Annotated in this window: 24 protein-coding genes; 9 read left to right on the top strand and 15 right to left on the bottom strand. The window is 55.1% G+C overall.

The window, feature by feature from the left end; all coding sequences use genetic code 11:
- Positions 1-2: 2 nt before the first annotated feature.
- From C7387_RS02040 to bglX, 4 genes are all read right to left on the bottom strand, one after another.
- Entirely contained in the window at positions 3-683 is a 681-nt protein-coding gene (locus C7387_RS02040) for a DUF2931 family protein (RefSeq protein ID WP_120815924.1), read from the bottom strand.
- Entirely contained in the window at positions 673-1,824 is a 1,152-nt protein-coding gene (locus C7387_RS23300) for a T6SS phospholipase effector Tle1-like catalytic domain-containing protein (RefSeq protein WP_338067441.1), read from the bottom strand. Before C7387_RS23300 ends, C7387_RS02040 begins: the two co-directional genes overlap by 11 nt.
- 57 nt (positions 1,825-1,881) lie before the next feature.
- Entirely contained in the window at positions 1,882-2,640 is a 759-nt protein-coding gene (tssD, locus tag C7387_RS23295; protein WP_338067440.1) for a type VI secretion system tube protein TssD, read from the bottom strand.
- A gap of 168 nt (positions 2,641-2,808) precedes the next feature.
- The gene (gene bglX, locus C7387_RS02030) at positions 2,809-5,106 is read right to left on the bottom strand and encodes a beta-glucosidase BglX (protein WP_120815923.1); all 2,298 of its coding nucleotides are present in this window, start codon (positions 5,104-5,106) and stop codon (positions 2,809-2,811) included.
- Positions 5,107-5,303: 197 nt separating this feature from the next.
- Here bglX and dld point away from each other — a divergent pair, with 197 nt between their 5' ends.
- Both dld and C7387_RS02020 read left to right on the top strand, forming a co-directional pair.
- The gene (gene dld / locus C7387_RS02025) at positions 5,304-7,028 is read left to right on the top strand and encodes a D-lactate dehydrogenase (protein ID WP_120815922.1); all 1,725 of its coding nucleotides are present in this window, start codon (positions 5,304-5,306) and stop codon (positions 7,026-7,028) included.
- Positions 7,029-7,160: 132 nt separating this feature from the next.
- On the top strand, positions 7,161-7,715 hold the full coding sequence (locus C7387_RS02020) for a GNAT family N-acetyltransferase (protein WP_006820833.1): 555 nt from the start codon (positions 7,161-7,163) through the stop codon (positions 7,713-7,715).
- A 1-nt stretch (position 7,716) separates the two neighbouring features.
- Here the strand turns inward: C7387_RS02020 and pbpG are convergent, their stop codons facing one another.
- Positions 7,717-8,664 (bottom strand): D-alanyl-D-alanine endopeptidase, encoded by a 948-nt coding sequence (pbpG, locus tag C7387_RS02015; protein ID WP_038256377.1) that lies wholly within the window; start codon positions 8,662-8,664, stop codon positions 7,717-7,719.
- Positions 8,665-8,814: 150 nt separating this feature from the next.
- On the bottom strand, positions 8,815-9,402 hold the full coding sequence (locus tag C7387_RS02010) for a Yip1 family protein (RefSeq protein WP_006820836.1): 588 nt from the start codon (positions 9,400-9,402) through the stop codon (positions 8,815-8,817).
- Positions 9,403-9,556: 154 nt separating this feature from the next.
- Here C7387_RS02010 and C7387_RS02005 point away from each other — a divergent pair, with 154 nt between their 5' ends.
- The gene (locus tag C7387_RS02005) at positions 9,557-10,153 is read left to right on the top strand and encodes a DedA family protein (protein ID WP_006820837.1); all 597 of its coding nucleotides are present in this window, start codon (positions 9,557-9,559) and stop codon (positions 10,151-10,153) included.
- A gap of 29 nt (positions 10,154-10,182) precedes the next feature.
- On the opposite strand, the gene mdtQ is transcribed toward C7387_RS02005, so the two are convergent.
- Positions 10,183-11,622 (bottom strand): multidrug resistance outer membrane protein MdtQ, encoded by a 1,440-nt coding sequence (gene mdtQ / locus C7387_RS02000; protein WP_120815921.1) that lies wholly within the window; start codon positions 11,620-11,622, stop codon positions 10,183-10,185.
- A gap of 222 nt (positions 11,623-11,844) precedes the next feature.
- On the opposite strand from mdtQ, the gene C7387_RS01995 reads away from it, so the two are divergent.
- The gene (locus C7387_RS01995) at positions 11,845-12,579 is read left to right on the top strand and encodes a class I SAM-dependent methyltransferase (RefSeq protein WP_120815920.1); all 735 of its coding nucleotides are present in this window, start codon (positions 11,845-11,847) and stop codon (positions 12,577-12,579) included.
- 52 nt (positions 12,580-12,631) lie between these two features.
- Here C7387_RS01995 and dusC read toward each other — a convergent pair whose 3' ends face one another.
- On the bottom strand, positions 12,632-13,579 hold the full coding sequence (gene dusC / locus C7387_RS01990; RefSeq protein WP_040903761.1) for a tRNA dihydrouridine(16) synthase DusC: 948 nt from the start codon (positions 13,577-13,579) through the stop codon (positions 12,632-12,634).
- Positions 13,580-13,808: 229 nt separating this feature from the next.
- Between dusC and C7387_RS01985 the strand changes: the two genes are divergently transcribed.
- The 4 genes from C7387_RS01985 (at position 13,809) to sanA (ending at position 16,750) form a co-directional block, all read left to right on the top strand.
- A complete protein-coding gene (locus C7387_RS01985) occupies positions 13,809-14,210 on the top strand; it encodes a CidA/LrgA family protein (protein ID WP_006820842.1) in 402 nt (133 codons plus the stop codon).
- A complete protein-coding gene (locus C7387_RS01980) occupies positions 14,207-14,902 on the top strand; it encodes a CidB/LrgB family autolysis modulator (RefSeq protein WP_006820843.1) in 696 nt (231 codons plus the stop codon). Before C7387_RS01985 ends, C7387_RS01980 begins: the two co-directional genes overlap by 4 nt.
- A gap of 127 nt (positions 14,903-15,029) precedes the next feature.
- Complete coding sequence (cdd, locus tag C7387_RS01975) at positions 15,030-15,914, top strand: cytidine deaminase (RefSeq protein WP_120815919.1); 885 nt, start codon at positions 15,030-15,032, stop codon at positions 15,912-15,914.
- A 122-nt stretch (positions 15,915-16,036) separates the two neighbouring features.
- Positions 16,037-16,750 (top strand): outer membrane permeability protein SanA, encoded by a 714-nt coding sequence (gene sanA / locus C7387_RS01970; RefSeq protein ID WP_006820845.1) that lies wholly within the window; start codon positions 16,037-16,039, stop codon positions 16,748-16,750.
- 47 nt (positions 16,751-16,797) lie between these two features.
- Here sanA and mglC read toward each other — a convergent pair whose 3' ends face one another.
- The 7 genes from mglC to C7387_RS01925 form a co-directional block, all read right to left on the bottom strand.
- Positions 16,798-17,808 (bottom strand): galactose/methyl galactoside ABC transporter permease MglC, encoded by a 1,011-nt coding sequence (gene mglC / locus C7387_RS01965; protein WP_006820846.1) that lies wholly within the window; start codon positions 17,806-17,808, stop codon positions 16,798-16,800.
- A gap of 15 nt (positions 17,809-17,823) precedes the next feature.
- The gene (gene mglA, locus C7387_RS01960) at positions 17,824-19,344 is read right to left on the bottom strand and encodes a galactose/methyl galactoside ABC transporter ATP-binding protein MglA (protein ID WP_006820847.1); all 1,521 of its coding nucleotides are present in this window, start codon (positions 19,342-19,344) and stop codon (positions 17,824-17,826) included.
- A 102-nt stretch (positions 19,345-19,446) separates the two neighbouring features.
- The gene (mglB, locus tag C7387_RS01955) at positions 19,447-20,445 is read right to left on the bottom strand and encodes a galactose/glucose ABC transporter substrate-binding protein MglB (protein ID WP_006820848.1); all 999 of its coding nucleotides are present in this window, start codon (positions 20,443-20,445) and stop codon (positions 19,447-19,449) included.
- Between the two features lie 287 nt (positions 20,446-20,732).
- Positions 20,733-21,758, bottom strand: coding sequence for an HTH-type transcriptional regulator GalS (gene galS, locus C7387_RS01950; RefSeq protein ID WP_006820850.1), 1,026 nt, complete (start codon positions 21,756-21,758; stop codon positions 20,733-20,735).
- A gap of 154 nt (positions 21,759-21,912) precedes the next feature.
- Entirely contained in the window at positions 21,913-23,070 is a 1,158-nt protein-coding gene (yeiB, locus tag C7387_RS01940; RefSeq protein ID WP_006820851.1) for a DUF418 domain-containing protein YeiB, read from the bottom strand.
- Between the two features lie 19 nt (positions 23,071-23,089).
- Positions 23,090-23,758, bottom strand: a complete 669-nt coding sequence (gene folE, locus C7387_RS01935; RefSeq protein WP_006820852.1) for a GTP cyclohydrolase I FolE — start codon at positions 23,756-23,758, stop codon at positions 23,090-23,092.
- A 124-nt stretch (positions 23,759-23,882) separates the two neighbouring features.
- Positions 23,883-25,010, bottom strand: a complete 1,128-nt coding sequence (locus C7387_RS01925) for a YbfB/YjiJ family MFS transporter (protein WP_112471369.1) — start codon at positions 25,008-25,010, stop codon at positions 23,883-23,885.
- Between the two features lie 142 nt (positions 25,011-25,152).
- Between C7387_RS01925 and fghA the strand changes: the two genes are divergently transcribed.
- Positions 25,153-25,989, top strand: a complete 837-nt coding sequence (gene fghA, locus C7387_RS01920; RefSeq protein ID WP_120815918.1) for an S-formylglutathione hydrolase — start codon at positions 25,153-25,155, stop codon at positions 25,987-25,989.
- Positions 25,990-26,027: the final 38 nt, after the last annotated feature.

The following is a 26,027-nucleotide window of genomic DNA, read 5'->3' as shown; positions in this document are numbered from 1 at the left end:
GATTACCAGCTCCCATAAGGATAGGTTTTACCCTTGATGTACTCTGGCGTTTCACCGAAGTAACTATAACCGTTGGGGTAATTGGTTATCCCCTGGCAAAACTTCATCTCTTTACCGCTGCGGGTGATGATTTTATTCGGCGTGATGGGGATATTAGGGTGATTGCCCACATCCTGTAGCCAGAGACGCACTTTGCCCTCCGGCGCCAGGCCAATTGCCAGCGTATCGTACCAGACCGTATGACCGTCATAGTCCAGATGTTCCGCCGGTGTTTTCATCCGCCGCCAGATTTCCGGCGAGAAGACGATGCTGGTTTCGTAGGTTTTCTTATCGATAATCGAGTCCCAGCAGAACATCATGTACTGCGGCAGGCTTTTCGCCTTGTTGAAAGCCATCAGCGCACCACGGCTATAGTTACTCCAGGTCCCCTTTACTTTAGGATCGGTATCCGTGGAATCCAGGGTATAAAAACGATTCAGATAGCCATCCACGTCGATAATCTGAACGACGGTCACATCGGCATACAGCGCGAACGGAGTGAAAAACATAAACTGCCAGTATTCATACGGCAGCTTCCAGTCACCCTCAGCAGCCTCCCGGGACTGCAGCGGCTGCGGCGCACTGGCCTGACAGCCTGCCAGCAGCACCAGACACGTTATCGCCAGTAATCCTCTATTTTTCATTACGTTTCCCCTCCATGTTGTAGACCGTCCGCCGCCAGTGCTCATCCGGGCGATTCACAAAGCCGATGGTTTCCGACACCGCCGCACCGCCGCTAATTTCACCGGCCGGGTTAAGCTGAACCGCATTCCAGTTCGCCGAGCAGTGGATATAGCGCGCGGCCAGCATGTCCAGCTCCTCGGGGGTGATGTTAAGCTCCCGTCGCCCGCAGCGAACGGCCCTCCCCTCAGCCAGTACTTTATCAACCAGCGGCCGCATCTCGGCGGGCAGATCCAACCCGAGATGACTGGAGCTGATATCGTTGAACGCCACGCCGGAAGCCTTCGCCGCCTCGAGCATCACCCGCAGAGTGACCTTCGCCCAGTCGTTACGCACCACCCGCTGGCGCAGCGTGAGGGCAGCATAGCTGCGCTGCTGGCGCTGCCCGTGGCTGTCAGGTGCACCGTGCGCGTCCACCCATACCTCCGGAGTTATCTCGTTGTTGCGGATAATGGGCGCGATGACGGGTGACGCTTCCAGCGTACGCAGTTGCGCCATCGCCCGCCGGTACGCCCGGGTCTGTTCGCCGGGCTCGCCGAGGGGCACCGTCTCCACCTCCGGGCGGGTCAGAAACAGGTTCTCCCGCTCCTGTGGCAGGTAGCCGCCGCCGATATCCGAATGGGCACCGGGGAGCACCAGCTCCGGCCACGCCGGGCGCACGCTGTTGGAGGCAAAGTTGAACCGACACTCGTGCCCGGCGGTGATGTGAAAAACCGCCTCCGCTACCCCGGGACGCAGGCGGATATTGACCTCGCCGGTGTCGGCGCTGTGCGGGTTAAGCCCGTTCGCTGGAGTACCGATAGCGGCGACGGTATCAAACAGGCCGATAAAGCGCGTTTTCCCCGCCGGAGCGCCGTGGTAGAGAGTTTGTCCCATCCCCTGACGAATGGCGGCAATGATAGCCTCGTCTTCCCCCTGCACGCGGTTGGCAAAGTGACGGGCAGCGGCGGCTCCGCGGCTGAAGCCGAAGATATCGAACTGCAGGGCGGCTATTTCATACTGTCCATCCAGAGTGTTTCTCACCTTTTGAAGGGCCGAAACGATTTCTTTTACCGCATCATCGGTTTTGGCAATCACTCCGGTATCGGAGATCCCCAGCCCCATCCCTATCTGGCTGTCCGCCTCCCCTGCCCGGGTACCAATCCCTTCAATATAGATAGCTCACTGAGCCACGCGGCTGTCACCAGGAAACTGCTTCATATACAACTCATGCAGCCAGTGAATATTCGTGTAGTAGCCTTTGTAGCTGGTGGCATCGCTGCCGGTCAGGCCGAACTGCAGCTTCGCATTGCGCTCAAGAATGCTGATTGCGTCAGGGTCATCAATTGCAAAATGGCTTGCCGTCGCCGCCGCCAGCATGTTGCGGGTATTCACCGCGTTATTACCGGTGCCGTCAAAAAAGAAGCCTAGCGTCAGCGTGATTTTTCTTTTCTCCGAAAGCGCCTTTTGTACAGGCGCTTTCGGTTTATAATTCACCGGCGTTACCAGCGTCGAATGTTCCGTACCGCCGGTCAGGTGCTGGCAGCGATAATATTTATAAACCACAGTGATATATTCATATTCAATATTATTCTCTCGAATATGACTACCAATATGTTGAATTGAAGCATCACTCAGCTCAATACGATAATATTTTTCCCAGCGGCCGCTGCGGTTAATTCGATAGCAATCAAAATTCAGGCTCAGGCTTTCGTTATTGTTGATCGCCTGAGCCAACAGCGGCGAGCTTTTATCGAGGGTTTTGCAGAAGGTGAGCATCCCCTGCGCACCGTGCCGCTGCTCCTGTTGCAGGCTGAAGACAAAGATCTCATCCGGGTGGCTTTGCTGATAGCGATTGCCAACGGACTCTGCGCTACCACAACCGGCAGAAATAGTTCCCTGCTGCGCGCCGCGCAGGGATAAATAAATAATATCGCCCATTATTACATGTCCATTTAATCATTTCGACTAATAACGCCAACTGTTATTTCGCGTTATTCTGAAATGAGTTAAAACAGATAATGTACAATGACACAATAAAAATAAATAAAGATCGCTTTTTTTGTTTATTCCCTCCGGGACAACCATTATCCCGGAGGGAATATAACATTACTGCAGTTCGAATTCGCCCTGCTTCACGCGGGCGGAGTCAACGCCGATAAAGACGTTAAACTTGCCCGGCTCTGCGGCAAACTTCATTCTCTGGTTCCAGAACTTAAGCGCATTTACGTCAATCGGGAAGCTCACGGTCTGGGTTTCACCCGGTTTCAGGGTGACCTTCTCAAAACCGCGCAGCTGTTTCACCGGGCGGCTCATGGAGGCGGTCACGTCCTGAATATACATCTGGATAACCGTCGCACCTTCGCGTTTGCCGGTATTGGTCACTTCAACGCTGGCGGTCACTTTACCGTCACGCTTCATCACCGGTGCAGACATTTTCACATCTGAAACGGTGAACGTGGTGTAGCTCAGACCGTAACCGAACGGGTACAGCGGTCCGTTTGCCTCGTCGAAGTAGTGTGAAGTGTACTTGTTCGGTTTTTCCGGGTTGTACGGACGGCCGGTATTCAGGTGGCTGTAGTACACCGGGATCTGCCCGACAGAACGCGGGAAGGACATTGGCAGCTTACCGGACGGATTGTAATCACCGAACAGGACATCGGCAATGGCGTTACCGCCTTCGGTGCCGGCGAACCAGGTTTCCAGAATCGCATCGGCCTGCTGGTCTTCTTTCACCAGTGCCAGCGGACGCCCGTTCATCAGCACCAGCACCAGCGGTTTACCTGTCGCTTTCAGCGCGCTAATCAAATCACGCTGGCTCTGCGGAATGGTAATGTCGGTGCGGCTGGAGGCTTCATGCGCCATACCCTGCGCTTCACCAACCACCGCGACGACCACATCAGACTGCTTCGCGGCTTTCACCGCTTCATCAATCATCGCCTGCGGTGAACGCGGGTCGACAACAACGGCAGGTTCATACTGATTCAGGAACTCGACAATACCTTTGTCGTTGGTGACGTTAGCGCCTTTGGCATAGAGAACCTTACCTTCCGTTCCCACCGCGTTTTGGATCCCGGTGAGCAGCGTCACTGACTGCGAGGCAACCCCGGCCGCTGACCAGCTGCCCATCATGTCGCGCTGACTATCCGCCAGCGGCCCCACCACGGCGATGGTCGCGTTTTTCTTCAGCGGCAGCGTCTCCAGACGGTTTTTCAGCAGTACCAGGCTTTCGCGCGCCACTTCACGCGCTTCTTTACGATGCAGACGGCTTTCCGCGTTAGTATCCTGCGGATCGGTCTCTTTCGCGCCAAGGTGGCTGTACGGATCGTTGAACAGACCCATATCATATTTCACGTTCAGCACGTGGCGAGTCGCGTCGTCCAGTTCGGCCATGGTGACCTTGCCAGACTTCACCAGCCCCGGCAGATATTTGCTGTAGTACTCGTCGCTCATACTCATGTTGATGCCGGAGGTTAAAGCGATGCGCACCGCATCTTCCGGATCTGAGGCCGTACCGTGCTTGATGAGTTCTTTAATCGCCCCGTGATCGGAGATAGTGATGCCCTTAAAGCCCCAGTCGTCACGCAGGACATCTTTCAGCAGCCAGGAGTCCGAAGACGCCGGTGTACCGTTGAGCGAGTTCAGGGCGACCATCACCCCACCGCTGCCGGCATCAAGCGCCGCTTTATACGGCGGCAGGTAGTCGTTAAACAGGCGCTGCGGGCTCATATCGACGGTGTTGTACTCTTTACCACCTTCTACGGCCCCGTAGGCAGCAAAGTGCTTCACGCTGGTCATCACCGAGTAGCGGTCTGCCGGGCTCTTACCCTGCATCGATTCGACCATGGTTTTACCCATGATAGCGGTGAGATACGTATCTTCACCGAAACCTTCTGAAACGCGGCCCCAGCGCGGATCGCGCGAGACATCGACCATCGGTGCCCAGGTCATGTTCAGGCCATCGTCTGCTGCTTCATAAGCGGAAACACGCCCGACGGTTTTCACCGCGTCGAGGTTAAAGGAGGAAGCCAGCCCCAGGCTGTTCGGGAAGACGGTGCGCTGACCGTGGATCACATCGTAGGCGAAGAACAGAGGAATTTTCAGGCGACTCAACTGCATCACCTGATCCTGCATGGTTCGAATATCCTGGCGGGTAACGGTATTAAAAATCGCCCCTACCTGCCCGTCTTTAATCATTTCGCGGATAGCGTCTTTCGGGTTATCCGGCCCGACGCTTATCAGGCGCAGCTGACCAATCTTCTCATCCACGGTCATCTTTTTCAGAAGCTCAGTGACGAACGCGTCGCGGGCCTCCGGCGTCAGCGGATGATTGCCAAACAGGGAGTCAGCCAGAGCGGGCTGTATCGCCAGGCTAACGGCAACGCCTACAGAACATAGCCATTTCATTTTTAGTACTCTCTTTTCGAGGCCGGATCAGCGGCGAAAACACTTGAAAAACCGCAGTTTGCCACAAGCCTGGCCGTGTGGCGAACAGAATGCAAAGGATATCTTCTTAATTTTTTTCGCAACATTTCAGCATCAATTTATCATACAAAGCGCTATGCTTAGGGGCGGTAAATTCGCTCACCACAAGGAGTGGGAAGATGTCATCTAACATTCAAACCGATAACAGCGCATTTCTGGCTGAACTCTCACGCCTGGTAGGCCATGCTCACCTGCTTACCGATCCGGCTAAAACTCAGCGCTACCGTAAAGGCTTCCGTTCAGGCCAGGGCGAGGCGCTGGCCGTGGTCTTCCCCGGTTCGCTACTGGAACTCTGGCGGGTACTGAATGCCTGCGTGAATGCTGACAAAATTATCCTGATGCAGGCGGCGAATACCGGTCTGACGGAAGGTTCCACCCCAAGCGGCAACGACTACGACCGCGACATCGTGATTATCAGCACCCTGCGCCTCGATAAACTGCACCTGCTGGATAAAGGCGAACAGGTCCTGGCGTTTCCGGGTACCACGCTCTATTCGCTGGAAAAAGCGCTTAAGCCGTTTGGCCGGGAACCGCATTCGGTCATTGGTTCGTCCTGTATTGGCGCCTCGGTGATTGGCGGTGTATGCAATAACTCCGGTGGCTCGCTGGTGCAGCGCGGCCCGGCGTATACCGAAATGTCGCTGTTTGCACGTATCGACGAACAGGGCAAATTACAGCTGGTTAACCATCTGGGGATTGAACTGGGTGAGACACCGGAACAAATTCTGAGCAAGCTTGACGACGACCGCGTACAGGACAGCAACGTGCTGCACGATGGCCGCCATGCCCACGATCACGATTACGTCACCCGCGTGCGCGACGTGGATGCCGATACCCCGGCGCGCTACAACGCGGACCCGGACCGTCTGTTTGAGTCTTCCGGCTGCGCCGGGAAACTGGCGGTTTTTGCCGCCCGCCTGGACACCTTCCCGGCAGAAAAAAACCAGCAGGTGTTTTACATTGGCACCAACCACCCGGAAGTGCTGACTGAGATCCGCCGTCATATTCTGGCTAACTTCGCTAATTTGCCAGTAGCAGGCGAGTATATGCACCGCGACATCTACGATGTGGCCGAGCAGTACGGCAAAGACACCTTCCTGATGATCGACAAGCTCGGCACCGACAAAATGCCGTTCTTCTTCACCCTGAAGGGGCGCGCGGATGCGATGCTCGAGAAAGTGTCGCTGTTTAAACCCCACTTTACCGATCGGTTCATGCAAAAAGTCGGGCACATCTTCCCGGGGCACCTGCCGCCGCGAATGAAAGAGTACCGTGACAAATATGAGCATCATTTGCTGCTGAAGATGGCCGGTGATGGCATCAGCGAGGCCAAAAACTGGCTGACGGAATTCTTTGGCAGCGCGGAAGGTAATTTCTTCACCTGTACCAGCGAAGAAGGCAGCAAAGCCTTTTTACATCGTTTTGCCGCCGCGGGTGCCGCCATCCGTTACCAGGCCGTACACGCCGACGACGTGGAAGACATTCTGGCACTTGATATCGCCCTGCGTCGTAACGACACCGAGTGGTTTGAGCATCTGCCGCCGGAAATCGACAGCCAACTGGTACACAAGCTCTATTACGGTCACTTTATGTGTCACGTTTTCCATCAGGATTACATCGTGAAAAAAGGCGTCGATGCACATGAGCTGAAGGAGCAAATGCTGGCGCTACTGCGTGCGCGTGGAGCGCAATACCCGGCAGAACACAACGTTGGGCACCTGTATGAAGCCGCAGACAGTTTAAAACACTTTTATCGCGAAAATGACCCAACAAACAGCATGAACCCGGGCATTGGCAAGACCAGCAAGCAAAAATACTGGGGTGAAGGGAAAAAAGCAGAATAAGACGCCTGGTTAACTTAATAAGCACCCCTTAACTTTAAGGGGGAATACTGTATTACTGCTTAACTCCGTATTAGAGTGGGATCAGGTGCCGGAGAAACGTTTCTCCGGCCTCCCACCTGAAGGAGCCTGGTTATGTCCACGGTCGAAGTCCTGCACAAAACTGAAGTGGAGATCCGTGAGGCTCTGCCGGACGATGCACATGCGATTGCAGCGCTGTACGCCTGGCATGTTCTGAACGGACGCGCGTCTTTTGAAGAAGTCCCTCCTTCCGTCGACGAAATGCGCCAGCGCATGAAAAAGGTTCGTGAGCAGGGGTTACCCTGGCTGGTGGCCTTATATCGCGGCATCATTGTCGGCTACTGCTATGCCACCCCTTACCGTCCGCGCCCGGCTTACCGCTTTACCCTCGAAGAATCAATTTACGTCGATGCCAGCATGACCGGACGCAATATCGGCAGCAGCCTGCTGACGCGTTTGATCGATATCTGCGAGCTGGGTCCGTGGCGGCAAATGATTGCGGTTGTGGGTGACGGGCTCAACAACGCCGGTTCGTTACGCTTGCACAAAAAACACGGTTTTGAAGTGGCAGGCCAACTGCGAAGCGTCGGCTATAAGCTGGGAGACTGGCGGGATACGTTGATTATGCAGCGCCCACTCAACGAAGGTGACTGGACGCTGCCGGAGTAAATCAGTCGTTCTGTGCGGTGGTTTGTTCGCCATTCAGCATGGCGTTTGCCATCTGCGCTTCACGCTGCTTTTTGTAGCTCAGCGCGGCTGGCGGTACCGGCATCACTTTGCCGGTTTCTATCCACGTCCTCAGACGGCTGGCGTCAGCAAAGTGGGTAAACTTACCGAACGCATCCATGACCACCAGCGCCACCGGTTTATTGTTGATGACCGTGCGCATAATCAGACAGTGCCCTGCCGCATTGGTAAAGCCGGTTTTGGTTAACTGAATATTCCAGTTATCGCGATACACCAGGTGGTTGGTGTTACGGAACGGCAGCGTATAGGCCGGGCTTGCGAAGGTCGCGGTGTCTTCTTTGGTGGTGCTCAACTGACCAATCAGCGGATACTGTTTGCTGGCAATCAGTAGCTTCGTTAAATCTCTCGCCGTTGATACGTTATGAATCGACAAGCCCGTTGGCTCGACGTAGCGGGTGTGCGTCATGCCCAGCGCTTTGGCTTTTGCATTCATCGCACGAATAAACGCATCGTAACCGCCCGGATAATGGTGGGCGAGGCTCGCCGCCGCGCGGTTCTCCGACGACATCAGCGCCAGCAGCAGCATGTTTTTGCGGCTGATTTCGCTGTTCAAACGCACTCGTGAGTAAATCCCTTTCATTTCAGGCGTATGGCTGATATCTACTTTCAGCATCTCATCAAGCGGTAAGTGCGCGTCCAGCACCACCATGGCCGTCATGACTTTGGTAATGGACGCCATCGGGCGCACCAGATCCGGGTTGCTGGCGTAAATCACTTTGTTGGTATTCAAATCGACGATCATGGCGCTTCCGGAGGCGATCTCCGGCTGAGACGCGGTCGCTGTCGTTACGGTTTTTGCACTCGCCTGTGGCGCAAAGGGCACTGCCAGCATCAGCGCAAGGCTGAGCAGGGATACTCGAAATTTCTGCATGGTGAGTTTCTGGTTAGTCGTTTGGCAAAGGATAACTTCAGGATTTCCTGAAATCGCATCATACCCCGCGCTACCGTCGGCTCGCCAGCAGATAATGATGAAGAAATGCTGCGCCGTCGGTGTCTGCGGCGGCGCGGCATATTTAACCGGTCAGAACAGGCGCAAACCGTAACCCCAGAGGATAACGGTCATCGCCAGCAGGGCCTCCAGCACCAGCACGCCAATGGCGAGCGTCGAACTGGAAAAACTCAGCCCCTCTTCTTTATTGATATTAAGGAAGGTAGGAATACCGAGGTACAGAAGATACCCGGTATAAAACAGCGCTACTGTGCCCACCAGCGCACACAGCCATACCAGCGGATACAGCGCGACAATCCCGCTTAAAAACAGCGGTGTTGCAACGTAACCAGCGAAAACCATGCAATGCCTGAGCGACGGACGCTGCGGGTAGTGACGTGCCATCCACCAGATGACTCGCCCCATTACCGCAACCCCTGCCAGCATCATGGCGTAGAACAATACAGCGATAACGAGACCGGTCATTAGCGACAGCTTCACAACGGTGCCATCGCCAAAATTCCAGCCTAGTTGTGTTGTACCGATGAATGCGCAGATAACCGGCACGGCGGCCATGATCAGCACATGGTGAGTGTAGTGATGCGAAACAGTTTCGTTTTCACTACGAATAACGTGCATTTCTCTATCGGGATGAGAGAACAGTCCCCAGACATGGTTCATATGGCCCCCTTGTCGCGGCTTCGTACAACCACACTTCAAGTATAATTCATCCTGATTGATTAGTTTTCAGCCAGCGAAAAAAGCCGCGCGATCATTCACGAGCCGCAGGGTGTATGATAATTAGTGTGAATTAAACAGGAGCCTGGATGCCGATATGGATTTTAATAGCCTGATTTCCCAGTATGGTTACGCTGCGCTGGTGGTTGGAAGCCTGGCAGAGGGCGAAACGGTAACACTGCTCGGCGGCGTGGCGGCGCATCAGGGTCTGCTCAAATTCTGGCTGGTGGTGGTTTCCGTGGCGTTGGGCGGGATGATGGGCGATCAGGTGCTGTATCTGCTGGGTCGTCACTTTGGCGATCGCATTCTTAAGCGGTTCAGACGCCATAAAGCTAAAATTCGCTCGGCGCAGCGGCTTATCCAGCGTCGCCCTTACCTGTTCGTGATTGGCACCCGTTTTATGTACGGCTTCCGCGTCATCGGGCCGCTGCTGATCGGCGCCAGTCGGTTGCCCCCGAAGATCTTTCTACCGCTGAACATTCTTGGCGCCATTATCTGGTCACTGCTGTTTACCACCCTCGGCTATCTTGGCGGCGAGGTCATCGCTCCGTGGTTACATCACCTCGATCAGCACCTGAAGCATCTGGTGTGGCTCGCACTGGCCATTGCCGTGGTGCTGGCAATCCGCTGGTGGTTTAAGCGCCGCGAACGGAAAAATGCAGCGTCAGACGATGAAGATCCGCATGCCGGGTGAGCGGTCGCCACACCCGGCAACATCTCCCGCTACTGCTGGTGGTAGCCACCGCCCAGCGCTGACGTGAGCTGGATATTTGCATCCAGCCACTGCCCGTGGAGCTGGATCCCCGCCATCCGCTCCCTCAGCGCCGGAAGCCTCGCAAGGCTCACCTTGGTACCGGAGATCATCCCAACCCGCATTCTGGCTTCTGCCAACGCCACAACCCGCGCAGAGTCTTGTTCAACCTTCATCTGCTGCTGGTTTTTGTTCGCGAGGGTTTCCACCTGGCTTGCGCTCTTCGCCACCTGGTTAACCGCATTCACCACCGCTTTATTGTAATTGGCAACCGACAGCCCCTGGGAAGCGCTGGCGATATCGAGGTTGGCATTCAGCCGACCGCTGTCGAAGATAGGCAGCGTTAAGCCTGCGGTAACGCCCATCTGCTGCGCCGAATTGCGGAACAGATCGCTCAGGTGCAGCGCATCCTGTTGTAAAAAGGCCATCAGGTTGATATCCGGATAGAATGCCGCCTTCGCCGCCTCCACTTCACTCATTGAAGCTTCGATATACCAGTGCGCTTCCTGCAGATCCGGACGGCGTGCCAGCAGCTCGTAGCCCAGTACCGCAGGCATACTGGTCTTCACGGCCGGGAGCGTCACCGGGCGTAGCTTAAGCGCAGAAGTCTGGCTGTTGGTTAGCGCCATCAGGCGCGCCTCGGTCTCCTTCATGTCGCCGCTCAGTTCGGCGATCTGCTGCTCGGTCTTGCTGACGTTGATGTCGTTTTCCACACCCTCTACGGAGCTGGTAATACCGTGCTGATAGAGTTCGGTATCCACCGTCACGATGCTGTTTTCTTCTTTTTTCACCTGCTCCAGCACCTGCGCCATTGCCGCCTGGGTCTGCCACTGCCAGTACAGGCGGCTGACGCTGCTCGCCAGCAGTTGACGGGTTTGCGCCATTTCCGCCATTTCTGCCCGCGCTTTACCAATTCGCGCCTGTACTTCGGCGCGGTTTTTGCCCCACAGGTCGAGATCCCAGCCCGCCGTCAGGCCGAACGTGCCGTTGGTGTACCATGGGCCGGTCGTCCCGGCCGCCGGGTCAGTTACCGCAAACGGCCCCATCAGCCCTTCAGCCGACATTTTTTGCCGTTCAATATTCGCGGAAAAATCGACTTCTGGACCCAGAGACGACTGCGCCATCCGCGCCTGAGCTTCAGCCAGCTTGATGCGCTGCTGCGCCACCTGCATATCCGGGGAGTGACGCAAAGCCTGGTCAATCAGGGCATCGAGCTGTGGATCGTGATACTCGCGCCACCATTCACTCTGCGGCCAGCCATTTTGTAATGCCGCAGGCAAGGCGGTATCAACGCGGGACGCTGGCGTCTGCTGTTTTGGCGCAGCACCGATATCATGGGATGGGGCACAACCTGACAGCAACAACAGCAAAGGCAAAATCGCAACGGATGGAACAACGCACGAACGTTTCATAAACGAATTCTGTATGTAAGTAGGAGAGCAAAGCGTAGAGGAAAACCATCAACGCAGCTTAAGTAACGCGTGGCATAAAATCTCTTGAAACAAGATAGTACACGCAGAAATACAATTCCAACCAGCTGATTTTCACCTCATTATTTAATCTGGCACCACGAATCATTGATGCAAACTGGATATACTCCACATGTCATTCACAACATGAATAAAGGAGATGAAATGACGCAAAATATCTACGACGATCCGCAGTTTTTTGCCGGATACGCCACTCTCGATCGTTCAGTCAAGGGGTTGGACGGTGCACCGGAATGGCCGGAACTGCAAAAAATGCTGCCACCTCTCAGTGGTGCCACCGTTATCGACCTTGGCTGCGGCTACGGGTGGTTCTGCCGCTTTGCCAGCGACGCAGGAGCAGCACAAGTGCTTGGGCTTGATGTTTCAGAGAAAATGCTGGAGCGCGCGCGCGAGACGACTTCGCAGGAGAACATTCACTATCAACGTGCCGATCTCGAAACGCTGAGTCTGGAGCCTGAGAGTCTCGATCTCGCCTACAGCTCGCTGGCGCTACATTATCTGCTGGATATCGATACGCTGTTCGCCACGCTCCACCAGGCGCTAAAACCTGGCGGTATGCTGGTGTTCTCGGCAGAACATCCCATCTACACCGCCACCCACAAACAGGGCTGGATACAGGGTAGCGACGGTGACAAGTGCTGGCCGGTGAATCATTATCAGCAGGAAGGTGAGCGCATCAGCAACTGGTTTGCCGAGGGGGTGAAGAAGCAGCACCGAAAACTTTCTACGTGGATAAACGCGTTGATTGCCGCCGGTTTTGAGATAAGTCATCTCAACGAGTGGGGACCCACTGCCGGGCAGATTGCCAGCAATCCGGCGCTTGATGAAGAGAAAGAACGTCCGATGATCTTTTTACTCAGCGCCCGTAAAGCGCGCTAATCGTGAGTTTTTTACATTCCAGATAATGGGGAGGCTACCTCCCCCCATCTTCTCAGGCCATACGTGCCGCATAGCCTTCAATGGCATCCGCGATCGCTGATGAATCCTGTAATGTACGAATACCGGTGAACAGATCCGCTGCCTCCACGTACTCTTTACGTAAGTAACCCAGCCACTGCTTGATTCGCGCCACGTGGTACAGGCCAGTATCGCCCTGCTTTTCCTTGCGGGAATAGGTTTGCAACAGCGCCACGACTTCAGGCCACGGCATCCGCAGCGCATTTTCCTTCACCACACGGCTCAGATTCGGCACGTTCAGCGCACCGCGCCCGATCATAATGGCATCGCAGCCGGTCACTGCCATACACTCCTGCGCGCTTTGCCAGTCCCAGATTTCGCCGTTGGCCACCACCGGTATCGACAGCCGCTTTCGAATTTCACCAATCGCCTGCCAGTTGATACGCTCGGCTTTGTAGCCGTCTTCTTTTGTACGGCCGTGAACGGTCAACTCTGTAGCACCGGCCTGCTGCACCGCATCGGCAATTTCAAACTGCCGCTGGCTGCTGTCCCAGCCCAGTCTTACTTTTACCGTGACCGGCAGGTGAGCGGGCACGGCCTCACGCATGGCTTTCGCCCCGCGATAGATAAGCTCCGGGTCTTTCAGGAGCGTCGCCCCGCCGCCGCTACCGTTCACCACCTTTGACGGGCAACCACAGTTGAGGTCAACGCCCCAGGAGCCCAGCTCAACGGCACGGGCGGCGTTTTCCGCCAGCCACTGCGGGTATTGCCCCAGCAGTTGTACCCTGACGAGCGTCCCCGAGGGGGTTCGGCTCTGGTTGTGAAGTTCCGGGCAAATGCGGTAGAACGACTTTTCCGGCAGCAGTTTATCCACCACCCGCAAAAATTCGGTGATGCAGAGGTCATAATCGTTTACCTCAGTCAGCAGCTCGCGCACCAGCGAATCGAGCACACCTTCCATCGGTGCCAGTAATACACGCATATCGTTACCCGGAGAAAAAGAGGCGCTATCTTAGCGTTATCGGCAGACGGTTTGAAGCCCGTTCTCTGCGCTGCCGACTACACTATCAGGCACAACTTTTTTTCGTGCGATGCGCAGAACCTGCAGTGCCAAAAAGGAATCATGAGTATGCTTATAAATCATGATGTGATCGGTAGCACATTTTTGGCATTAATTGTATGATGAATGCGTTCCATCAAAGGTAATCACCATGAGCAAAATATTGAATACTCTCTGGCAGTACCTGCGCGCATTCGTTCTGATTTACGCCTGCCTGTATGCCGGAATTTTTGTCGCTTCCCTGCTTCCTATCACCATTCCCGGCAGCATTATCGGGATGCTGATCCTGTTTGTGCTATTGGCCCTGCAGGTGCTTCCCGCCAAATGGGTCAACCCCGGCTGCTACATTCTCATCCGCTACATGGCGCTGCTGTTTGTGCCGATTGGCGTTGGAGTGATGCAGTATTTCGACCTGCTGCGCGCGCAGTTTGGCCCGGTGGTGGTTTCCTGCGCCGTGAGTACGCTGGTGGTATTAGTGGTGGTGAGCTGGAGTTCACATCTGGTTCATGGTGAACGCAAAGTGGTTGGGCAGAAAGGAGCCGAAGAAAAATGATGCACTATATCTGGTGGTCACTACCGCTGACGCTGCTGGTGTTTTTTGGTGCTCGCAGGCTCGCTGCCCGTTTTAAAATTCCATTGCTGAACCCGCTTCTGGTGGCGATGGTGGTGATCATTCCGCTGCTGATGGTGACCGGTACGCCGTACGATCACTATTTCGCCGGGAGCAAAATCTTAAACGATCTGCTGCAGCCTGCGGTGGTGGCGCTGGCCTTTCCGCTCTACGAGCAGTTGCACCAGATCCGCGCCCGCTGGAAATCGATCATCCTGATCTGCTTTATTGGTACCGTGGTCGCGATGGTCAGCGGTACGACAATTGCCCTGCTGATGGGAGCAACGCCGCAGATTGCCGCCTCGGTAATGCCGAAATCGGTTACCACGCCTATCGCCATGGCCGTTGGCGGCAGCATTGGCGGTATTCCGGCTATCAGCGCGGTTTGCGTCATTTTTGTTGGGATCCTTGGCGCGGTCTTTGGCCACACCCTGCTGAACCTGATGCGCATTAACACCAAAGCGGCTCGTGGTCTGGCAATGGGGACGGCGTCGCACGCGCTGGGTACCTCACGCTGTGCGGAACTGGACTACCAGGAAGGTGCGTTCAGTTCTCTGGCGCTGGTGATTTGCGGGATAATGACCTCGCTGCTGGCACCTTTTTTGTTCCCGCTGCTGCTGAAGTTAGTGGGCTAAAACGCGACACATCACACATTTTTGACTGCAAGTTACACGCGTTGCATAAGTAGTGGGATTTAGATCACATATACAGGTGTAAAGCACCCGTAGACTACGCTTCCATACATTGTTAAGAGGCAAAGCCATGCATTCACGTTTTCATTCTGCTTTTGCACAGCTTGCGGATAATTTGCAGTCAGCACTGGCCCCGATGCTTGCCGACGAGCATTTTTCGGCACAGTTCACTGCACATCAGGTCGCCACGCTGCGAGCCGCGACCGGGCTTGACGAAGACGGTCTGGCATTTGCGCTTCTGCCGGTAGCGGCGGCCTGCGCGCGTGCCGACCTGTCGCACTTCAATGTTGGCGCTATTGCCCGCGGTATTAGCGGCACCTGGTATCTTGGCGGCAACATGGAGTTCCTCGGCGCGACGATGCAACAAACCGTACACGCCGAACAGAGCGCCATCAGCCACGCCTGGCTCTGTGGCGAGAAGGCTCTTAAAGCCATTACCGTCAACTACACCCCCTGCGGCCACTGCCGTCAGTTTATGAATGAACTGAACAGCGGTCTTGAGCTGCGCATCAACCTGCCGGGCCGCGAGCCTGCCACGCTGAAAGACTATCTGCCGGACGCTTTTGGGCCGAAAGATCTGCAGATCAAAACTCTGCTGATGGATGCTCAGGACCACGGCTACCCGCTGGAAGGCGATGCGCTGGCACAGGCAGCGATTAAGGCCGCCAACCGCAGCCACACACCGTACAGCCAGTCTCCTTCAGGAGTCGCGCTGGAGTGCCGTGACGGTACTATCTTCAGCGGAAGCTACGCGGAAAACGCGGCGTTCAACCCGACGCTGCCACCGCTGCAGGGTGCCCTGAATCTGCTTAGCCTGAACGGTTATAACTACGCGGATATCCAGCGGGCGCTCCTCGCCGAACGCCCGGACGCTCCGCTTATCCAGTGGGATGCTACGGCGGCGACATTGCGCGCACTGGGCTGTCAGAATATTGACCGGGTGCTGCTCGGTTAAGGTTCTTGTGCGGGTTTCGGCCCGCACTGATGAAATTCCCCCCAATTAACCCGGCGTTTATTGCGCTATCCCGGCGAGTACAGTAGCCTGAGTGTCATCGTTTCCACCATCGAGCCAAGTCCATGTTAAAGCGCGTGTCATACAGCCTGTTAGTCCTTCTCGGTCTGCTGCTGTTGACCGTATTAGGACTCGACCGCTGGATGAGCTGGAAAACCGCGCCATACATCTATGACGAACTCCAGGATCTCCCCTACCGCCAGGTTGGCGTCGTCCTTGGTACCGCAAAATATTATCGCACCGGCGTTATCAATCAGTATTACCGCTACCGCATTCAGGGAGCGCTCAACGCCTATAACAGCGGTAAGGTAAACTACCTGTTGCTGAGCGGTGATAACGCGCTGCAGAGCTACAACGAACCGATGACCATGCGTAAAGATTTGATTGCCGCAGGCGTCGATCCGGCCGATATCGTGCTCGACTACGCTGGTTTCCGCACACTTGATTCAATAGTGCGTACGCGAAAAGTGTTCGATACCAATGACTTCATCATCATCACCCAGCGTTTTCACTGCGAGCGCGCGCTGTTTATTGCTCTGCACATGGGCATTCAGGCCCAGTGCTACGCGGTACCTTCACCAAAAGACATGTTAAGCGTGCGCCTGCGTGAGTTCGGTGCCCGCTTCGGTGCGCTGGCAGACCTCTATATCTTCAAACGTGAGCCCCGCTTCTTAGGCCCGCTGGTCCCAATTCCTGCCGAACATGAAGTGCCGGAAGATGCCCAGGGCTACCCTGCCGTCACCCCGGAACAGCTGCTGGAACTGCAGAAAAAGCAATAAAAAAGCCCGGAACGGCGGTTACTGTTCCGGGCTTTTGTACAGAGAAACTATTTCTTACGCGCGTACTTCAGTGAATCCAGCGCAACGGCGAAGATAATGATGGCGCCTTTGATGATGTACTGCCAGTACGGGTTAACCCCGATATAGGTCAGGCCGTAGTTGATGACGGTGAAGATAATCACACCGGTCACCACACCGAAAACGGTACCCACACCGCCGGAGAAGGACACACCGCCCACCACGCAGGCCGCGATAGCATCCAGCTCGTACATAAAGCCGAGGTTGTTGGTCGCAGAACCGATACGCCCCGCTTCCAGCAAACCACCGAAAGCATAGAACACGCCAGAGAGCGCATAGATCATCAGCAGGTTCAGCGCCACGTTGACGCCAGATACTTTCGCGGCTTCCGGGTTACCACCGATGGCGAAAATGTTCTTACCGAAGCGGGTTTTGTTCCACAGCACCCATACGAAGGCAATGGCAATTAGCGCATAGAAGGTGATATACGACAGTCGGAAACTACCGAGCGCGATAAACCCCTGCGCAAACGTCGAGAAGTGCGTATCAAAGCCGGAAATCGGCGAAGCCCCCACGAAGTCGTAATACAGCGAGTTGATACCGTATACGATAATCATCGTGCCGAGGGTGGTGATAAACGGCGTTACGTTCAGGTAGGCAATGATAATCCCGTTGACCAGACCAATTACCGCGCCGATAGCGCAGACGATAAGGATAACCAGCGGAATCGGCATGGTTGCCATTTCCGGGAACACCTTGTTGGCGTTATCAACTGACTGCAGAAGGGTTGCGGCGATAACGGCCGCAAGGCCCACCTGGCGACCGGCGGACAGGTCCGTCCCCTGGGTCACGATAAGCCCGGCAACGCCAAGAGCGATGATAATACGCACCGAGGACTGCGTCAGGATGTTACTCAGGTTAAGCAGACTTAAGAACGTGGGATCCTGGAATATAATAATGGCCAGCAAGACTAAAAGGACGACGTAAATACCGCCTTCTTTCAGATAAGTGAGAAAACTTTTTTTATCTAACGCACTCATGAGGAGCCCCTGATCTTAAAGGTGCAAAGACGCAAGACGGAGTATTTCGTTTTGCGTGGTGGTTTTCGTATCAACAATTCCGGCGACCAGCCCATTGCTCATCACCAGAATACGGTCGGTAATTCCCAGCAGCTCCGGCATTTCGGAAGAGATAATAATGATCCCTTTATTCTTTTTCGCCAGCTCAGCAATAAGTTGATAAATTTCAAATTTGGCACCAACGTCAATACCGCGCGTTGGTTCATCCAGCATTAAAATTTCTGGCTGAGTTAACAACCAGCGACCAATAACAACCTTCTGCTGGTTACCACCAGACAGCGAACCAATCTGGGTACGATGACCCGGTGTTTTAACGCGCATTGAGTCAATAACCCACTGGGTATCACTCTTCATCCGTGAGTTATCCAGCAGACCGACTTTATTTTTGTAGTTGCGAATATTAGAAATCAGCGAGTTAAAGCCGATATCCAGATAAGCGTAAATACCGGTTGAACGACGCTCTTCGGTCACCAGTGCAAAGCCGTGGTTAATCGCTTCGTTAGCGCTGTGGTTATTGATCTTTTTACCGTGCAGCGTAATGGTGCCGGAGGCTTTCTCACGAATACCGAACAGCGTCTCCACGATATCGGTGCGTTTGGCACCAACCAGACCGGCAATTCCGAGAATTTCCCCTTTGTGCAAATCAAAGGAAACATCACGGATAGAAGGCTGGCGCAAAGAGGTGAGTCCACGAACTTCGAGGATAACCTCCCCCGGTTTGTTCTGCTTGTCGGGGAATCGCTGGTTCAGGGAACGGCCAACCATCATGGCGATGATCTTATCCATGTCGAGGCCTTCCAGCGGCTGGGTGGCAATCCACTGGCCATCACGCAGGATAGTAATCTCATCGCACAGCTGGAAGATCTCTTCCATCTTATGCGAAATATAAACAATTCCACAGCCGCGCTCTTTCAGCTTGCGGATGATTTTAAACAGATGATTGACTTCTTTTTCCGTCAGAGAAGAAGTGGGTTCATCCATAATCACGATTTTGGCATCGTAGGAGAACGCTTTCGCGATTTCAATCATCTGCATCTGCGAAACGGATAATGTGCCCACGCGAGCGCGCGGATCAATATCAATATCCAGTTCGTCAAATATATCTTTGGTGTCGCGGTACATTTTGTCCTGATCGACAAACATACCTTTAGTAGGATAACGCCCGAGCCACATGTTATCCATGACCGAACGTTGTAATACCAGGTTAAGCTCCTGGTGAACCATCGAAATACCATTTTCCAGCGCTTCTTTTGCTGAATGGAAGTCGATCTCTTTACCCTGAAAAATAATACTACCGGAATCTTTTTGATAGATCCCAAACAGGCATTTTAATAACGTGGATTTTCCCGCACCGTTTTCCCCCATTAAGGCATGAATGGAATGCGGACGGACTTTTAAATTCACATTATCGAGCGCTTTTACGCCGGGAAACGACTTGTTGATATGACTCATTTCCAACAAGAATTCGCCTGACGATTTTTCGTTATTGCTGACCATAGTTAGCCCTGGCTGCGCGTGATACCCGTACCGGAAAACCGGCACGGGCGTGTTTCAACGAAATCGCATGGTGGGCGCAGAATCTGCGCCCGAACTATCGAATTACTTACCGATGAACTGAACGAGGTTATCCTGGTCCACACCAACATAAGGTACGCGAACGATTTTGTTCTCGATTTTCCAGTTGGTGCCAGCTGCCGGCTCTTTACCTGCGGCCAGGTTTTTCGCCAGATCCAGCGTTGCTTTCGCCTGGTTGTTAGCATCGTTCAGCACGGTACCGGCCATTGCGCCAGATTTCACCAGTGCCAGTGCTTCTGGCAGAGCATCAACGCCAAATACCGGTACGCTGGATTTGTTGTGCGCTTTCAGCGCTTCTACTGCACCCATTGCCATTGCATCGTTGTTGGCGATAACCACTTCGATTTTATTAGCGTTCGGGCCAGAGAGCCAGGCGTCCATCTTGTCTTTAGCCTGCGCGGTATCCCACATAGCGGTATCCAGCGCCAGCTGCTGAGTTTTGATGCCTTTGTCGTTCAGCTCTTTAATCACGTAGGTCGTACGTGCTTCAGCATCCGGGTGACCCGGCTCACCTTTCAGCAGCACAAACTGAATCTGACCATCTTTGTTCAGATCCCAGTTCGGGTTAGCTTTCCAGTGTTTGGCAATCAGGTCGCCCTGAATAATGCCAGACTCTTTGGAATCGGTACCGACGTAGAACGCTTTGTCGTAGCTATCCAGCGCTTTACGGGAAGGCTCTTTGTTGAAGAAGACCACCGGCACGTTCTGACCACGTGCTTTTTCAATCACGGTGCCCGCTGCAGCCGGGTCAACCAGGTTGATCGCCAGCGCTTTAACACCTTTTGCCAGCAGGACGTCAATCTGGTCGTTCTGCTTGGACTGGTCGTTCTGCGAGTCATTCATCAGCAGTTGAATGTCAGGAGATGCTTTAGCATCTTTCTCAATCGCCTTACGGACAACAGACATGAAGTTGTCGTCGTATTTGTAGATGGTCACGCCAATACGGGTGTCCGCAGCATGGGCCGCCGCGCCAAAAAACATGCTTGCCATCAGAACAGACAGGGTTAGGGCCTTCTTATTCATGGTATCTCCGGTTCTCGGTTCTTTTATGCAGGGTATAGACCAGGCGGGCGCAACGTTAATAGAGTGTTACAGACCGCCGAAGTTAATTTATCAAAAATGACTATCTTCCGTGTTCGGTAACGCTCCAGAGTGCGTTTTTTGATTGTTTTGTGCTGCATTGCCAGGCAAAAAGTGAGAAATCACAGTGACTAGCGCTTTCAGCTTTACAAACGCAGCCATCATAGCCAGCGCAATGTTAAGATACTGTGAATTTACTCACAGATTGAAAACGGTTACATCACCGCAGTTTACAAGTTAGTGATCGTCCCCACAGATTGCCGCTGTGCCACAGAATGGCGGCGCACCAGGGTCGGCATAAAGCAGTGTGTCGCTGACGCATCCAGTTTGCCTTCAGCACCCATCAGCGCGAGCTCTGTCGCCAGTTTTGCCATTGAAACAATCGGGTAACGCACGGTGGTCAGCTGCGGGTCCGTGTAACGAGCTATCGGAATGTCATCGAAACCGATGAGCGAAAGCTGCTGCGGCACCGCAATGCCGTTATCTTTCAGCGCCGTCAGCGCCCCGGCAGCCATGCTGTCATTGTAGGCGAAAACGGCACTTAGCCCGAGATTACGCCCGAGGAGCTCAACCATCGCCGCCTCCCCGCCCTGCATATCCGGCGTGCCGGTGCCAATCCAGGCATCGGACGGATTAATCCCCTGCTCCTGCAGCGCCCGCCGCCAGCCTTCGCGGCGAAGCGTGTCATCTTCAATCGCATGGCTTGAGGCCAGATAGCCAATACGCTGATGCCCGTTATTCAGCAGCGTTCGGGTGGCCATCATCGCACCGCTGACGTTGTCGAGCCCGACGCAGCGATGGGCGTAACCCGGCACGGTACGGTTGATAACCACCATTCCGGGAATATGTTTCATAAAATCAATGAGTTCATCGTCGCCAAGCGCTTTGGAATGCACGATCAGCGCGTTACAGCGCTGGCGGATCAGCACCTCAATGGCATTACGCTCTTTTTCCGCCTCGTGGTAGCTGTTACCGATAAGCACGTATTTCTGATGCTGCTGAGCGACAGTATCCACCGCTTTCACCAGCGCGCCGAAGAAGGAGTCGGAGACGTCCATCACTACCACGCCAATGGTTTCACTGCTTTGCGTCGCCAGCGCCTGGGCATTTGCATTGGGGCGATACCCAAGCAGCGATACTGCCTTCATCACCGCATCACGTGTCTCACTACTGACCAGCTGACTGTTGTTCAGCACCCTTGATACGGTCGCCACCGACACGCCAGCCTCGCGGGCAACGTCACGAATGGTGATCATACACACCGCCCTGTTGGAAATTGCAGGAACCCACGGTCACCCCCTGTTTCAGCAAGAACGCTATTTTGTCAGCGCGGGGTTTACGACTACGTGAGAGATGTCACAAGGATGGAAACGGTTACATCCGTTTTGTTAATGATTGTGATCCAGATCGTTATCTGAATGTTTTGCGTAATGAGATGCCTGAGGCGCGAGCGGTAAGCTGTCGCCACAGCCATTCAACCGGCCCCTGACGGAAGTAGCGCAACCAGAAAACGGAGAACAGCAGGTTAAACATCCACACTGGCAGCACAAAACCGAGCAGCTGCAGGCGGTCGAATTTCATAAATAAGCCGAATCGATAGAACAGCGTGGTGCAGATAAGGGTTTGCAGTAGATAGTTCGTGAGGGCCATCCGCCCGACGCAGACGATAGCCGCCACCAGCCGCGAATGACAAATCTGCGGCCAGAAGCCCCAGATAAGCGCAGCATAGCCGATGGTTTGCAGCGGAGCGCCAAGCTCACGCGGCGCCTGGAGCAGGAACGCACACCAGCGGTAATCCCAGTGTAGCCACCACTGGGCGATAATGGCTGGCAGGTTCACCGCCATACCCGCCAGCACCAGCAGTGCGCCGGTACAGCGATAATGACGCAGGCTGAACTGCCCTTTCAGCCAGCCGCTACGCATCAGCGCCCCGCCCATCAGCATCATGCCCGCCAGCTGCCAGCCGTACTGCGCCCCCAGCGCCAGCAGGTTATCTGCCAGCATATCGCTACGATTGCTGAAGGCCTCCATACCACCTTTGAACTTCCAGTACTGTTCATACTGCAAATTCGCCGCATCCGGGATCCAGGAGCGGTTCGTCGACTCGCCGGTCATCATGCCGAGCAGCAGCAGGATCCCCACGCCCATCAGATACAGCACCACACCGGTGTTGAACAGTGATTTGACATGCTGCGCATCGCGAATAAGCCGCCAGCTAATAAGCCCAATCAGCGCATAGGCCAGCAGAATATCGCCGTCCCAAAAGAACAGCGCATGAATAAAACCGAGCAGCGCCAGCAGCGTTAATCGTGACTGGATCCAGCGTTTACCGCGCGGCAGCAGCATCTGCAGCCCGGCACCGAAGAGCAGCGCAAACAGGTTAAGGAATTTGACCTGGGCAAAAAGGTCGAGCAGCGCCCACGTCCAGGCATCGCTGCGGGTGATTTCGCCGTACCAGGCAGGGTTCAGGTAAGCGGCCTTCGGTAGCCCGAAGGCGCTGATATTCAGTAGCAGGATCCCGAGTATGGCAACGCCGCGAACAAAATCGAGCGTGACGTTTCTTTCCATACGCGGTCCTGTCAATCAATCAGTTGTGGTGACGCACAGCGCGCAGGAACTCCTGGCGAGTGTTCTGGCTGGACTTAAACAGGCCGCCGAGTGAGGTGGTGGTGGTTGCGCTGGTGGCATCACGCACGCCGCGCGCTTTCACACAGTAGTGAACCGCATCAATCGACACCGCCACATTGTTAGTACCCAGCAATGTCTGCAGTGCGGTCAGAATCTGCTGGGTCAGACGTTCCTGCACCTGCGGACGCTGGGCAAAGAACTGCACAATACGGTTGATTTTCGACAGACCAATGACCGTATCTTTCGGGATATAGGCCACGGTGGCTTTACCGTCGATGGTCACAAAATGGTGCTCACAGGTGCTGGTCAGGGTGATATCGCGCACGGTCACCATTTCATCTACCTTCATTTTGTTTTCAATGACGGTGATTTTCGGGAAGTTGGCGTAGTCCAGCCCGGAGAAAATCTCATCGACGTACATTTTGGCGATGCGATGCGGCGTTTCCATCAGGCTGTCGTCACTCAGATCAAGATTCAGCAGTTGCATAATCTCGGTCATATGCCCGGAAATGAGACGCTTGCGGGTTTCGTTATCCATCTCGTGCACCGGCGGGCGCAGCGGTGTTTCCAGCCCACGAGCTACCAGCGCTTCATGAACGAGTGCGGCTTCTTTACTCAGTGATGACATCTTTATTCTCCTGCAGGTGTGACAACCTTTACCCTTCGTGGGGTAAAGTGCGCCCTCATTTTGCGTGAGGCGGCGCACATAATCCAGTAGTCGTAACGATAATTATTGTAATTGCTGCCGCCTTTCAACGAGCAGGACGCCAGACCAGCACGCCTGCGATGAGAAGCGCGACGGCGGCAACCCCCAGCGCGGGCTCCAGCTGATGGGTAAGCCACGTTGAAAGCGCCGACGTCATCGGCCCCACCAGCTGCCCCACGGCGTAACCGGTGGTCAGTAGCCCTGCCATATAGCGGGTGTGGTTCGGCGCAAGCTCCCGACCGTAAAGCAGCGAAAGCTGAACCGCACAGAGAAAACCGCCGCCCACCAGCAACGCGCCGGTCACCAGCCCGCCGATACCGGGCAGCAGCCATGCCGCCAGCACTCCAACGCCTTGCAGCCACAGCACGATAGCCAGCCGCTGATAGCTGTGCCCGAGGTGGCGCGTGGCAATACTGACAGCAATCCCCACCACTGCCGCTGCGCCAAAGACCGGCCAGACAAACTGGGCGAACACGCTCCCGGGGAAACGGTGTGCCGCCATTTGTGACAAAAACGTCGCTGGCAGAATGTAGCCAAACCCGGCCAGGCTGTAGCTCCACACCAGCCGTTTTAATGCCGGTGTCAGGTGCAGCGGCGCCGGTTTCTCACCGGATCGATGCAAATCGCCAGGACGCGGCAACCAACGGGCAACCAGCGCGACCAGCAGCAGCGCCAGCAGGCCGTACAGCAGCCAGCCAGCAGCAGCACCCAGGGCCTGTGACTGGATAAACACCGCCAGCAGTCCACTGATGGCAATCCCCGCACCAGGGCCGGCAAACACCGCGGCACTCAGCCCCGGTTTGCCAAAGTGCGCCAGCCGCTCGTTCGTCCACGCGGCGGTGAGCACCATTGCCCAACCGCTCATGCAGCCTATGACCAGCCGCAGCAGGCCGTGAGTCCAGGCGTTATCCAGCCACGCCGAGAGCAGCGTTAGCACCACCGCGCCGAGCAGCCCGCCCCACAGACGCGCCTCAACGCCCCGGTGGGTACGCATTGCATCCCATGCCCCCAGCAGATAGCCGAGATAGTTCATCGCCGCCACCAGCCCGGCGCTGGTAAGCGTCAGCTGACCGTCAGCTATCATCAGTGGAACCTGCGGCGTAAAGGCGAACCGCCCTATTCCCATGACGACAACCAGAACGATAAACCCGCTGAAGGCGATTCGCAGTGCCATGCCTGCCTCCTGCATTGTTAAAATAAAGTTACTTTTATGGTGCAACATAGGGTGAGAATGAGGAAGTGAAAGTTACTCACCACCGGTGAATTATCTGTATGATGGATAACTCCATTTTCGCGAAATCTCCAGGGAGCCCTGCATGGAAATGCTTGAAGAGCACCGCTGTTTCGATGGCTGGCAGCAACGCTGGCGGCACGACTCCACCACTCTGAACTGCGCCATGACGTTTAGCATTTTTCTACCGCCGACGCGAAGCGACGCTCCGCCACCGGTGCTGTACTGGCTCTCGGGCCTGACCTGTAATGACGAAAACTTCACCACCAAAGCCGGAGCGCAGCGGGTCGCCGCCGAGCTCGGTATTGTGCTGGTGATGCCGGATACCAGCCCGCGCGGTGATAACGTTGCCGACGACGCCGGTTACGATCTCGGCAAAGGCGCGGGGTTCTACCTCAACGCCCGTCAGGCGCCGTGGGCTGCCCACTATCGTATGTATGACTACCTGCGCGATGAACTACCGATTCTGATTCAAAGCCAGTTTAAGGTCAGCTCGCGCTGCGCCATCAGCGGCCATTCGATGGGCGGACACGGGGCGCTTATCATGGCGCTGAAAAATCCGGGCAGATTTACCAGCGTGTCGGCATTTGCGCCCATCGTTAACCCGGCAAGCGTCCCCTGGGGACAGAAGGCGTTCAGCGCCTACCTGGGTCAGGATGAAAAAGCGTGGCAGGAATGGGACAGCTGTGCGCTGATGCTGGCAAGCGATAAAGAGAAGGCAATCCCGACGCTCATCGATCAGGGCGACAGCGACCAGTTCCTGGCCGATCAGCTGCAGCCTGCGGTACTCGCAGAGGCCGCACGACAAAAGGCATGGCCGTTAACGCTGCGTATTCAGCCCGGCTACGACCACAGCTACTACTTTATTGCGTCATTTATTGAGGATCATCTCCGCTTCCATGCGGAGCATCTGATGGCGTAGTAGATTATCCCGGTGCGTGCTGCGCACCGGGAAACCCG

This window comes from Yokenella regensburgei, assembly GCF_003634235.1.
GTDB lineage: Bacteria > Pseudomonadota > Gammaproteobacteria > Enterobacterales > Enterobacteriaceae > Yokenella > Yokenella regensburgei.
This window is presented reverse-complemented; position numbering and strand designations above follow the sequence as displayed.